Annotated in this window: 9 protein-coding genes; 3 read left to right on the top strand and 6 right to left on the bottom strand. The window is 67.6% G+C overall.

Annotated elements, in window-relative coordinates:
- Positions 1-111 precede the first annotated feature (111 nt).
- From uxuA to ACFX59_RS14770, 3 genes are read left to right on the top strand one after another with little or no spacing between them, the layout of a single operon-like run.
- Complete coding sequence (gene uxuA / locus ACFX59_RS14780) at positions 112-1,305, top strand: mannonate dehydratase (protein ID WP_387433188.1); 1,194 nt, start codon at positions 112-114, stop codon at positions 1,303-1,305.
- Positions 1,302-2,714: a glucuronate isomerase gene (gene uxaC, locus ACFX59_RS14775; RefSeq protein ID WP_387433186.1), complete on the top strand. Its 1,413-nt coding sequence runs from the start codon at positions 1,302-1,304 to the stop codon at positions 2,712-2,714. The genes uxuA and uxaC overlap by 4 nt, the downstream gene beginning before the upstream one ends.
- Complete coding sequence (locus ACFX59_RS14770; protein WP_387433184.1) at positions 2,711-4,153, top strand: mannitol dehydrogenase family protein; 1,443 nt, start codon at positions 2,711-2,713, stop codon at positions 4,151-4,153. Before uxaC ends, ACFX59_RS14770 begins: the two co-directional genes overlap by 4 nt.
- Here ACFX59_RS14770 and ACFX59_RS14765 read toward each other — a convergent pair.
- From ACFX59_RS14765 to ACFX59_RS14740, 6 genes are all read right to left on the bottom strand, one after another.
- Complete coding sequence (locus ACFX59_RS14765) at positions 4,087-4,296, bottom strand: hypothetical protein (RefSeq protein ID WP_387433181.1); 210 nt, start codon at positions 4,294-4,296, stop codon at positions 4,087-4,089. The two genes, ACFX59_RS14770 and ACFX59_RS14765, sit on opposite strands and share 67 nt — an antisense overlap.
- Positions 4,236-5,888: a family 43 glycosylhydrolase gene (locus ACFX59_RS14760; RefSeq protein ID WP_387433179.1), complete on the bottom strand. Its 1,653-nt coding sequence runs from the start codon at positions 5,886-5,888 to the stop codon at positions 4,236-4,238. Before ACFX59_RS14760 ends, ACFX59_RS14765 begins: the two co-directional genes overlap by 61 nt.
- Complete coding sequence (locus ACFX59_RS14755; RefSeq protein WP_387433177.1) at positions 5,885-6,565, bottom strand: DUF6445 family protein; 681 nt, start codon at positions 6,563-6,565, stop codon at positions 5,885-5,887. Before ACFX59_RS14755 ends, ACFX59_RS14760 begins: the two co-directional genes overlap by 4 nt.
- A 26-nt stretch (positions 6,566-6,591) precedes the next feature.
- Positions 6,592-9,597 (bottom strand): TonB-dependent receptor domain-containing protein, encoded by a 3,006-nt coding sequence (locus ACFX59_RS14750; RefSeq protein WP_387433175.1) that lies wholly within the window; start codon positions 9,595-9,597, stop codon positions 6,592-6,594.
- Positions 9,598-9,771: 174 nt separating this feature from the next.
- Positions 9,772-11,310, bottom strand: coding sequence for a tryptophan halogenase family protein (locus tag ACFX59_RS14745; protein WP_387433173.1), 1,539 nt, complete (start codon positions 11,308-11,310; stop codon positions 9,772-9,774).
- Positions 11,307-12,308, bottom strand: a complete 1,002-nt coding sequence (locus ACFX59_RS14740) for a LacI family DNA-binding transcriptional regulator (protein WP_387433169.1) — start codon at positions 12,306-12,308, stop codon at positions 11,307-11,309. Before ACFX59_RS14740 ends, ACFX59_RS14745 begins: the two co-directional genes overlap by 4 nt.
- Positions 12,309-12,351: the final 43 nt, after the last annotated feature.

Raw genomic sequence — 12,351 nt, 5'->3', positions numbered from 1 at the left:
TCTTGAAAGACTGGCAAGGCCAATTCTACAAAACTGGTCTATCAGAATCATTGCTGCTACCGCATCACCCAAAGCAGCTTGATGTCCGCTGGAGAGGATGGCGACATGTTCATGACCCAGACAATGCGGTGGTTCGGCCCGGCCGACCCCGTACCCTTGTCCCATATCCGCCAGGCGGGCGCCACCGAAGTGGTAACCGCGCTGCACGAAATCCCCAATGGAGAGGTCTGGCCGCGTGCCGCCATCGCCGAGCGGCGGCACATGATCGAGGCGGCCGGACTGGGCTGGACCGTGGTCGAGAGCCTGCCGGTCCACGACGCGATCAAGCGCGGCGAGATGACCGATGCGCTGATCCAGGCTTATGGCGACAGCCTGTGCCATCTGGCGGCGGAGGGGGTGCGCACCGTCACCTATAATTTCATGCCGCTGCTCGACTGGACGCGGACCGATCTCGACTGGCGGTTGCCCGACGGCGCGACCGCCTTGCGCTTCGAATGGGCGGCGGTGGCGGCCTATGACATCCATATGCTGCGCCGACCGGGGGCAGAGGCCGATTATTCGCCCCAGGTCCGCGCCGCCGCCGCCGCGCGGTTCGAGGGCATGAGCGCCGAGGAACGCCACCGGCTCGAACGCACGATCATCGCCGGATTGCCGGGCAGCGAGGAGAGCTTCGACTCGCCCGCGTTCCTGCGCGCGATCGACAGCTATGCCGGGATCGACGCCGAACAGCTGCGTGCCAATCATGTCGCCTTTCTGCGTGCGGTCTGCCCGATCGCCGAAGAGGTCGGCATCACCCTGGTCGTCCATCCCGACGATCCTCCCTTCCCCATTTTCGGCCTGCCGCGCGTGGTCAGCACCGCGGACGACCTCGCCCGGCTGTTCGCCGCCGTCCCCTCCCCCGCCAATGGCCTGTGCTTCTGCACGGGATCGTTCGGCGCGCGGCCCGACAACGACCTGCCCGCCATGGTCCGCCGCTTTGGCGAGCGGATCGACTTCCTCCATCTGCGCGCCGTCGCCTGGGAAGCGGGCGAGCGCAATTTCCACGAGGCCGAGCATCTGGGCGGCGATGCGCGCATGATCGAAGTCGTGCGGGCAGTGGTGGAGCTGTCGCACGACCAGGGCCGCGCCATCGCGATGCGCCCCGATCACGGCCACCGCATGATGGACGACCTTCATCGCCAGGCCAATCCGGGCTATTCGCTGCTGGGCCGGATGCGCGGACTGGCGGAGCTGCGCGGGGCGGAGAGAGGAATTGCCGCGATGCTGGGCCTGACCCGAGACTCCATGCAGGAGATGGCGGCATGACCCGCCCGCTGCATCTTCATCCCGACCGGCTGTTCCCCGCCGACCCGACCATTCGCGGCATCGCGCGCACCCTGTACGCCGAGGTCGCCGACCTGCCGATCGTCAGCCCGCATGGTCATACCGATCCGCGCTGGTTCGCGACCGATGAACCCTGGCGCGATGCGACCGAGCTGTTGCTGGCGCCCGATCACTATATCTTCCGGATGCTCTACAGCCAGGGGATCGCACTCGACGACCTGGCCATCCCCAGCAAGGCGGGCCGCCCCGCCACCGATCCGCGCGCGGCCTGGGCGCTGTTCGCCAGCCATTACCATCTGTTCCGCGGCACGCCGTCGCGCATGTGGCTCGACCATGTCTTTGCCGAGGTGTTCGGCATGCCGGTCGCGCTGGAGGCGGCGACGGCCGACCTGTATTTCGATACGATCGGCGAGAAGCTGGCGACCGACGCCTTCCGCCCGCGCGCGCTGTTCGAGCGGTTCCGGATCGACTGCCTCGCCACCACCGAAGGAGCCGACGATGCGCTGCCGCATCACCGCGCGATCCGCGAATCGGGGTGGCAGGGGCGGGTCATCACCACCTATCGTCCCGACAGCGTGATCGATGTCGAGCATGAGCAGTTCGCGGGCGCGATGGAGCGCTTCGCCGAGCTGACCGGCGAGGACGTGCATAGCTGGTCGGGCTATCTGGCCGCTCATGCCAAGCGCCGCGCGGCGTTCCGCGACATGGGCGCGACCGCGACCGATCATGGCCATCCCACTGCCGCGACCGCCAACCTGTCGAGAGCGGCGTGCGAGGCACTGTTCGCACGGATCGTCGACGGCACCTGGACCCCGGCCGATGCCGAGCTGTTCCGCGCGCAGATGCTGACCGAGATGGCGAAGATGAGCGTCGCCGACGGCATGGTGATGCAGATCCATCCCGGATCGTTCCGCAACCACAATGCCGCGCTGTTCGCCAGCCATGGTCGCGACAAGGGCGCCGACCTGCCGATGCGCACCGATTATGTCCATGCGCTCAAGCCCATGCTCGACGTGGTCGGCAACGAACGCGACCTGACCATCATCCTCTTCACGCTGGACGAAAGCGTCTATGCGCGCGAGCTGGCGCCGCTGGCGGGCCATTATCCCTGCCTGAAGCTGGGCCCCGCCTGGTGGTTCCACGACAGCCCCGAGGGGATGCGCCGGTTCCGCGAGATGACGACCGAGACGGCGGGCTTCTACAACACGGTCGGGTTCAACGACGACACCCGCGCCTTCCTGTCGATCCCGGCGCGGCACGACGTCGCGCGGCGCGTCGATTGCGGTTTCCTGGCGCGGCTGGTCGCCGAGCACCGGCTGGAAGAGGATGAAGCGGTCGAACTGGCCCATGCGCTGACCAGTGGGCTCGTGCGATCGGCGTACCGGCTGTGAGCACGCCCCGGTTGAATGCCGCGCGGGTCGCGGCCTTGCCCGAGGCGGTCGCCCGCCCCGGCTATGACCGCGATGCGCAGCGGATCGGCATCGTCCATCTGGGGCTGGGCGCGTTCCACCGCGCGCATCAGGCGGTCTATACCGACGATGCCATGGCGGCGGGGGATCGCGACTGGGCGATCGCCAGCGCCTCGCTGCGCTCCTCGGGGGTATGCGATGCGCTCGCCCCGCAGGACGGGCTCTATACCGTCACCGATCGCTCGGCGGAGGGCGAGGCCGTCCGCCTGATCGGCGCGGTGCGGGAAGTCAGCGCAGCCGCGAAGGCGCCCACCCGGCTGGCCGCGCTGCTCGCCGCCGCCGATACGCGGGTGGTGACGCTGACCGTGACGGAGAAGGGCTATTGGCGGCGGCCCGGCGGCGGCACCGACCTGTCGGGCATCGCGGCCGACGGCAACAGCATCTATCACCATCTGGCCCGCGCGGTGACGGCGCGGCGCGCTGCGGGGCTGGGCCCGCTGACGCTGGTCAGTTGCGACAATCTGCCCGACAATGGCCGTGTGCTGCATGGCGGCGTGGCGGCCTTTCTCGATCATCAGGGACTGGCGGCCGAGCGCGACTGGTTCGAGCGCGAATGGCGCGCGCCCAACACCATGGTCGACCGCATCGTCCCCGCCGTGACCGACGCCGACCTCGACCGGGTCGAGGCGATGCTCGGCCTGCGCGACGCGGCGGCCGTTATCACCGAACCCTATCGCCAATGGGTGATCGAGGATGATTTCGCCGCCGACCGGCCGCGCTGGGATGCGGGCGGTGCGACCTTCGTCGCGGATGTCGCGCCCTATGAGACCGCCAAGCTGCGGATGCTCAACGGCGCGCATTCGGCGCTGGCCTATCTCGGGCTGGAGCGGGGGCATGACTATGTCCATCAGGCGATCGCCGATCCCGTCATCCGCCCGCTGGTCGAGACGCTGATGCGGGCCGAGGCGGCGACCGGCTTCACCCCGGCCCCGGGGCAGGATCTGGACGCCTATGCCGATGCGCTGCTGGCGCGCTTCGCCAATCCGTCGCTGGCGCATCGCCTGTCGCAGATCGCGAGCGACGGGTCGCAAAAGGTCGGGCCGCGCTGGCTGAACTCGCTGGCGGATCATGCGCGGCGCGGCACCGACATGCCCGCGACGCTCGCCGCACTGGGGGCGTGGCTGCGCTTCATCCGGCGCGAGCATCCCGCCTCCCCCGATCCGCGCTCGGCTGAACTGGCGGCGCTGTGGCAGAGCGCGGGCGAGGCGGGGCTGATCGACGCGCTGTTCGGCGAGCGCGGCCTGCTGGCGAGCGACTGGCATCCGTCCGCGTCGCAGCGGGCGGTGCTGGCGCGTCACATCGGCGCGACCGCGCTGAGCGGGGACACGCCGTTTTCGTCGAACGCCTCGACCGCGACATAATAAGGCTGGCCGCTGGTCAGCGCACGCAAGGGGAGCGTGGCGGCCTCGCCGCCCGCGACCCGGTCCGCGAACAGCTGATAGGTCAGGTATAGCCGGTCGGGCCGGATGCCCCAGCGGACATTATAGCCGACCGCGCCCGGCACCCGCCGCCAGCGGATCGTCGCATCGCGGCTGTCCGCCTCGCGCCTGGCCTCGACCAGCACGGGCGCGGCGGGCACGGGCCCATCGGCACGACCGAATACCCGCAGGTCGCTGATCGCCAGATGCGCGCCGCCGATATGGCCGTGGACATAGCGGACATAGCGGGTCCGCACGGCCGCAGGGAGCGCGAAATAGGCGTTCGGCCGGTCGCGGCGCGGCGCGGCGCCTCGGTCCGGGCGAGCGGGTGCCAATGGCGGCCGTCGCGCGAATGCTCCAGCCGGAATTCGGTATAGATGTCGGGCGCATCGCCGAAGCGCCCCGCCTGGTAATCGGCGAAATTGACCTGCACCGCGCGCACCGTCTTCACCACGCCCAGATCGACGGTCAGCGTCGCGCCCGCCGCCTTGCTGGGCGACAGCCAGAAGCTGCGGGGATTCTCATCGGTCGCGTCCCCGGCGGGATGGCCCGCCACCGTCCCGCTCGCCACCACGGGCTTGCGATAGGATAGCAGCATCCATCCGGTGAACAACGCCTCGGGATCGGTGACGCGCCCGCGCGGCACATAATGCGGGAAGTCGCCGAAGCGGGTCGAGACATGCATCTGGCCATCGGCCTCGAACGCGGCGGGCCATAGCCCGATGCGCCGCTCGAACGTCCAGTTATAGCCGATCCACGGCGTGCCGGTGTTCCACCAATTGCCATGCGCGTCCTGGAAGCTGTTGCCATGCCCCGCCCCCTGGACGAAGCCGCCCGGCTTGTACCCGACCGGGTTGTAGGGCGCATAGGTGAACGGCCCCATCGGCGACGTCCCGACATAGGTGCCGGTCGCATAGCTGTTATACTCAGTCCCCGGCGCGCCATATTGCAGATAATATCGCCCGCCCGTCCGGGTCATCCACGCGCCTTCCATATAGGGGGTGATCGGCGTGCCGTCGGGCAGCGTCCCGCTATGGTCCTGGCCGAACCGCTCCCAGCCATGATGCGCGGGGTCGAGCCGGATGAAGGCACGACGCGGCGTGTCATAGACCATCTTCCCATCGGCAAAGCGCACCGGCGCGCCATAGATCGGAAAGACGTTGGACGAGTTCCAATAGAGATACCAACGCCTGTCCTCGTCCTGGAAAAGGTCGGGGTCCCAGGGGCCGGGGGGCACCTGCCCCGGCTTGATGCCATCCTCGAACCCCGATCGCACCGCGCCGGGCAGCGGCGGCATGCGACGGACGAAATAGTCCAGCCTGCCGCTCGCCGGATCGCTGGTCGCATAGATCGCGCCCTGGCCGGTCATCGAGGGCATGATGAGCAACCGCTCCCCGTCCGACCGCACGGCGGGCGCGACGATCCCCTCGGCGGGCCAGCGGCTGGGGGTGACGAAGCGCCAGTGGATCAGGTCGGTCGAGCGCCAATAGCCATCGGCCAGCGTCAGGAAGAGATAATAGGCCCCCTTGAACCGCACGATCACCGGATCGGCGCCGGTGCGGTAGGAGACGCCCTCGTTCACCTGCTCGAAATTATACCGGTAATCGATGTCGACCGGGTTGGCATATGTCTGGGCAGGGGACTGGATCGCGGCGGCGAGCGCGAGCGACAGGATCATGGTCGCGCCTGGACGAACATATTGGCGGTCAGGCGGCCGATGCGCGGATCGGCGCTGAGCGGCATGTCGGGCGGGATGATTCCCGAATGGAGCAGGCTGCCCTGATAGATGACGACGCGGTCGACCCTGGCCTCGACCATGCCGATACGCTCATAGGCGGTGTCGCTACCTGCGATATAGCCGGTTCGTGCCGCCCCGGCGCGACGCGCGGCGGCCAGGAAATCGTCGCGATTGGCCGCGTCCACCCGCTCGATCGCGGTGGCGCGCTGGCGGTAGAAGGCGGTGCCGCTGCCGGGCGTGTCGGACAGATAGTGGAGCACCGCCAGATAGCCCGAATCGGTCGAATCGAAATGCGGCATACGCTGCGCCGGAGACAGGGCATGGGGCGCGGCGGTGACCATCGAGAAACTGGCCTCGATCCAGTCGAACCGGTCCACCGCGAACGCGCCGCCGATAAAGGGCGCCACCGCTTCGAGCAGCGCGGTGGCATAGCCATGGCCTGCGCCATCGGCCGGTGTCAGGACGCGCCGGACGCCGGGATAGCCATTGCCCGATGCCGGCGGAAACGGCGCCAGCGCCGCCGCCATGGCGACGATCGCAGGGACATCGCCCATCACGTCGTCGACCACCACGACCGGGCTTTGCGACGCGCCGATACGGAGGAGGCGGGGCGTCATGACGATACCGCCTCCCCGTGCGTCGGTCAGAACTTGTACCGCGCGCCGACCTGGAAGGAGCGCGGCACGCCGATCGTGTCGTTCTCCCGCTTGGTCGGGTTCACGCCCGATCCGGCACCCCAGGCGGTGTAGGTCCGGTTGACCGAGTCGAACAGGTTGAACGCCGCGAAGTTGACCTCCAGGTCATGCCCCCAGGGCATGTGGAAATTCTTCGAGATGCGCGCATCGACCGAGGCATAGCCGACGATCTGGTCGGGCCAGAACACGCCGCCGAAATTGCCATAGGCGTTCGCATTTTCCGGCGGATTGGCCGGGAAGATCACCTGGCCGAAGGACGGGCCCGAGCTGAAGGTGCCGGTCAGCGAGATCTTGGTGTCCCACGGCCCCTTGGCGATGCCGGTGCCGACGAAGCGCCACTTCTCGACGCCCGCGACATAGTTCCAGCCATAGGCATCGACGCGCGGGCCGTTGTAGAATTCGTCGCCCTGCAATTCCTGCGCGACGTTGCTCTTGGCCTGCTGCACCGTCAGCGTCGCGGTGAAGCCCCATTTGGAGCCCGTCACGAACGGCTTTTCGGCAGTGAAGTAGATGGCGTTATATTCCGCCTTGCCCGCATTCGACCCGATGTTCAGCTTGCCGCTATAGCCGGGCAGGATGCCCGAGGCGGGGAAGAGATCCTCGATCCACTGATCGCCCTGGCTGGTATATTGGCCGCTGGGCAGGCGGTTGCCGCGCACATATTTGAAGATGTTGTGGCTGCGGATGTGGCTGAACGTCACCGAGGTCTGGACGACGCCCAGCCGCTTGCGGAAGCCGAAGTTGAACTGATCCGAATAGGGCAGCCGGGTGTTGTTGTTGAGCAGCCAGACATCGCCCCCCACCCCGGTCGCGGTCGCCGCCGCGCGCAGCGTATCGACATTCTTGTAGCCGCTGTTCCAGGCCAGCGTCGCGGGCGGCAGCGCGCCGCCATTGCCCGCGCGGATGCTGGCGCAGGTCGGCTGGCCGGGACCGTCGCAGAAGCTGAGCGTGACCGTCTGCTGATAGAGCGCCTTCACCGTCTCGATGCCCGAGGCGATGAACAGCGGCCGGTCGTAATAGCGCCCCGCGCCTGCGAAGAAGATGGTGTCGCGGTCGCCGTTCACGTCATAGGAAATGCCCAGGCGCGGCTGGAACGCCTTCCAATAGGGTTTCCGGTTGCTGCCCGTGGAGATGTAATCCTCCGGATTGATCCCCGCCGCCTGCCAGGGCTGGTAGTTGCGCAGCGCATTGGCGATTTCGGCGGGGGTGACGAACTTGTCGTTCTTGGCGTTGGTCTCATAGTCCCAGCGCAGGCCCGCATTGATGGTGATATGGTCGTTGACCGTCCAGTCGTCCTGGATGAACAGGCCGATCTGCGTGTCCTTGGCGGTGGCGGGGCGCACCGGCACGACCGAGATGGCGGCCTGTTGCGGGGTCGAATTCTCGAACGAGGTGAAGGTCGACGGCGTGAAATAATAGGCGCCGTTGCCCAGATTGTCCTCGGAGCGCGACAGGTCGTTCAGCGACACCTTGACGCCCGCCTTCACGACATGGCGATCGCCGAAGAAGGTCACATTGTCCTTGAACGTCCAGGTCTTCTGGTTGTCGATCTGCTCGAACCCGTTGGTGCCGAGCTGCGCCACGGCGGCGCCGGGCTTGCCCAGCACGATCTCGGGGCCGGTGCCGGTGCGCGGCGTGCCGTTGAAGACGCTGTTATAGGCGATCGTCGCCTCGTTCAGCCAATGATCGCCGCGATGGTTCCATTCGAGCTGGTAGAGATCGATCTTCGACTCGAGCAGATGGCCGTGCGAAGGCACCGAGATGCCGCCAAAGTCCGCCAGATTGCTCTCGCGGCGGAAGAAGCCGCTGAAATTGACGGTGTCGGCATTGGACAGGAAGGCGGTCAGCTTGCCGAAATAGAGGCGCTGGCTGAAATCCTGCGGATAGCTGCCATTATACTGGCTGGCGATCGCCTGCGGCACATTCTGGGTCGGGTCGGCGGAATTGGTCTGGCCGAGCAGCACCGCCGCCGACGGCGATTTCTGGTCGGTCGCCTCGAACGCGCCATAGATGTGCAGCACGTCCTTGATGATCGGGCCGCCCAGATCGGCACCATATTGCTTGCGGTCGTAATTGCCCTGTTGAAGCTGGCCGTCGATATTGTTGGCATGGCCCGGCCGGTCGAAATATTTGGTGCCGTAGAAGGATTTGGGCTGCCACTCGCCGAACAGCGTACCGTGGTAGGAGGTGCCGCCGGTCTTGGTCACGGCGGTGATGACCGCCGATCCCGCCTGATCATACTCCGCCTTGAAATTCTGGGTGTCGACCTTGAACTCCTGCACCGCCAGCTGCGGGAAGGGGTTGCCCTGGCTGAAATTCTGGCCCGCGACGCCGCCGTGATTGACCTGGTTCTTCAGGGACAGGCCGTCGATGAAGACGTTGATATTGTCGGCGCTGATGCCGCCCGCCTGGACCTGGCGATTGCCGCGTCCCGGCGTCACCGCGACGCCCGGTGCGAGCGCCGCGAAGTTCAGGAAGTTGCGGTCGCTCTGCGGCAGGCTTTCGATCTGCTGCTGCGAGACGTTGGTGGAGACCTCGGCGGTGCGCACCTCCTGGGTGCGGCGGCCGGTGACGACGACATCGCCGCTGGCGACGGCCGCGTCGGCCGATCCGGTGGCGGATGCGGCGGCAGGCTCGCCGATATCGGCGGTGATGATCTGGCCGACCGGCACCACGACCTCTTCGGGCGGCTGGCCCTGGACCGCGACGCGGTAGGTGCTGGGGCGGATGCCGGGGATGGTATAGTCGCCCGCCGCATTGGTGCGGCCGTTGATGACCTGGCCCGTCGTCAGGTCGGTGATGGTGACCGTCGTACCGGCCGCCGCGCCCTCGACATGGCCGCGCAGGGTGGAGGTCGCCTGGGCCAGGGCCGGCGCGCTCACGACCAGGGTCGCGGCCATCGCCATCGCCGAAATCCCGCGGACCAGACGCACACGATCGATTCTGGATGCCATTTCAATCCCCTCCATGATCATCCCTTGTGCCCCGTCATGTTCCCTGACAGCCAATGACGCGCATCGACCGCCTGAGCCTTTCAGGACTTGTGTAACCGGTTACTTGGCTGCGTAACCGGTTACAACCACCGTGATCGGGTTCCACCCGATATCGATTTCCCTGTTACGGAAATGTCACAGTCCGGCGGGAAGCGCAGGCGCCCGGCAATGGCGGGCGATGAACGCCTCATGGGTGGGCATGGCCGCCGCGACCTCGGCGATAACCTCTTCGACATCCTTCAGAAAGTCGCTCGCCTGGGCATCGGGGATCATGTCGACCATCGGGTCATGCCGCGCGACCAGCCCCTGCCCCAGCAGCACCTGCACCCAGCTTTCCTCACGGAACAGTTCGGCCTTGCCATGCATGAAGAAGCGTGCCGACGAGCGGAACAGCGCGATCCGTTCGGCCAGGCTGTCGGGCACGTCCATATGCTTGAGATATTGCCAGAAGGGCGTGTCCTGACGATTCGTCACCTTGTAATGCGCGATGATGAAGTCGCGCACGTCGCGATATTCGAAATCGGTCTGGCGGTTATATTCCTCCCGATCGACCGCATGGAAACCGCGCCCCGGAAACAGCGCGATCAGCCGCAGCAGCCCGGTCTGGATCAGATGGATGCTGGTCGATTCCAGCGGTTCCAGGAACCCGCCCGCCAACCCCAGCGCGACGACATTCTTCTCCCAGGCGCGGATGCGCTTGCCGGGGCGGAAGCGGACCGCGCGCGGATCGCCCAGCGCGGGCGTGTCGAGATGCGCGAGCAGCGTCGCCGCCGCCTCGTCATCCGAGGTAAAGCCGCTGGCATAGACATGGCCGTTGCCGGTGCGGTGCTGGAGCGGGATGCGCCATTGCCACCCCGCCCCATGCGCGGTCGAGCGGGTATAGGGGGTCAGCGGCCCGCCACCCCGGACGCTCGGCACCGCCAGCGCGCGGTCGCAGAGCAGCCATTGGCTCCAATCCTCATAGCCGACGCCCATCGCCTCGCCGATCAGCAGGGCGCGCATCCCCGAGCAGTCGATGAACAGGTCGCCGTCCACCGTCCGCCCATCGGCCAGCACGACATGGTCGAGAAAGCCGTCGCTGGCGCGCGCCTTGGCCGCGACGATCCGCCCCTCGATCCGCTCCACGCCCGCCGCCTCGGCACGCCCGCGCAGGTAGCGCGCATAGAGCGAGGCATCGAAATGATAGGCATAGTCCAGGTCCGCCATCGGCGAATAGGGATTGGACGGATCGGGCATGGCGAAGCGGTTCATCCGCGCCGCCAGCGTGTTCAGCGCATAATGGTCGAGATGCTTCGCCCGCCCGCGCGCGGCTTCCTTCAGCCAGAACTGGTGACAGTGCAGCCAGTAGAGATCCTGCCCGATCTTGCCGAAGCCATGGATATAGCTGTGCCCCGGTTCGCGCCAGTTGCGGAACTCGATGCCCAGCTTGAAGGTCGCCTGGGTCGCGCGGACCATCTCATATTCGTCGATCCCGGCCAGGCCGTTGAAGGTGCGGATCGCGGGGATCGTCGCCTCGCCGACGCCGATCGTGCCGATCTCCTCGGACTCGATCAGGCGGATTCTATAGGCCCCCAGGAACAGCCGCGACAGCAGCGCCGCCGTCATCCACCCGGCGGTGCCGCCGCCGACGATGGTGATGGTCCTGATCGGCGCATTGGGATTGGGATCGGTCATGCCGCCCCCGCCGGGGTGGTCGCGCGGATCACCAGTTCGGTCGCCATGACCTGCGTGTCCGGGGTCAGTCCGCCCCCTTCCAGCGCATCGATCAGCCGCGCCACCGCACGCTCGCCCATCCCGGCCAGCGGCGCCCGGACGGTGGTCAGCCCCATATAGCGCGCCAGTGGCACATCGTCGAAGCCGGTGACGGCGACCGCGCCCGGAACATCGACCCCGGCCCCGCGCAACGCGCCGAGCACGCCCAGCGCCATCATGTCGTTCGCCGCGACGATGCCGTCGCACGGCATGTCCCGCGCCAGCAGCGTCGCCGCCGCCGCCGTGCCCGAGGATTCATGGAAATCTCCCTCGATCACCACAGCTTCGACATCCGGGGCCAGGCGCGCCATCGCGGCCAGGAACCCGTCCCGCCGCTCGCTCGCATCGACATTGCCCGCCGGGCCCGAGACATGGACCAGCCTGCGCCGCCCCAGCCCGACCAGATGCGCGACGCTCGCCGCGATCCCGGCGGCATTGTCGACCCGCAGGGCGGCACGGCCCAGGCCGCGATGGGCGTTGACCAGCACCGCGGGCACTTCGGGGGGCAGCGCCTCCGCCAGCGCCTGTGCGTCGAGCTGCGGTGCCATGACGATCAGCCCGTCGACCCGCCCGCGCATCGCCCGCACCGCCAGCGCCGCGCGCTCGGCATCGGCGTGCATGTTGGACAGGAGCAGGTGATAGCCGCGCGCCGTCACCTCGCGGTCCATGCCGCGCACGATCTCGGAAAAGAATTCGCCGTGAAGGTCGGGCAGGACGACGCCGATCGCATGGCTGCGTGACAGCGACAGGCTGCGCGCGCCCGCATGGGGGACATAGCCCAGCGCCTTGGCGGCGGCGAGGACGCGCTCGCGGGTGTCCGGATGGACGCTGCTATGCCCGTTCATTGCCCGCGATACCGAGGCGACCGAGACCGAAGCCTCGCGCGCGACATCGCGGATCGTGGCCGATGACTGCCTCACACCCCTCCCCCCATTCCCGGCGCAGGTCCGGCTCGCTCCATCC

Origin of the sequence: Sphingomonas sp. NCPPB 2930, assembly GCF_042867205.1 — a bacterium.
In the GTDB taxonomy this organism is placed as follows: Bacteria; Pseudomonadota; Alphaproteobacteria; order Sphingomonadales; family Sphingomonadaceae; genus Sphingomonas.
The sequence above is the reverse complement of the archived record's forward strand: the minus strand, read 5'-3'. Positions and strand labels throughout refer to the sequence as shown.

Coding starts and splice junctions, on each gene's coding strand:
- uxuA (WP_387433188.1), top strand. CDS start 112: ATGACCCAGACAATGCGGTGGTTCGGCCCGGCCGACCCCGTACCCTTG.
- uxaC (WP_387433186.1), top strand. CDS start 1,302: ATGACCCGCCCGCTGCATCTTCATCCCGACCGGCTGTTCCCCGCCGAC.
- ACFX59_RS14760 (WP_387433179.1), bottom strand. CDS start 5,888: ATGATCCTGTCGCTCGCGCTCGCCGCCGCGATCCAGTCCCCTGCCCAG.
- ACFX59_RS14755 (WP_387433177.1), bottom strand. CDS start 6,565: ATGACGCCCCGCCTCCTCCGTATCGGCGCGTCGCAAAGCCCGGTCGTG.
- ACFX59_RS14750 (WP_387433175.1), bottom strand. CDS start 9,597: ATGGCATCCAGAATCGATCGTGTGCGTCTGGTCCGCGGGATTTCGGCG.
- ACFX59_RS14745 (WP_387433173.1), bottom strand. CDS start 11,310: ATGACCGATCCCAATCCCAATGCGCCGATCAGGACCATCACCATCGTC.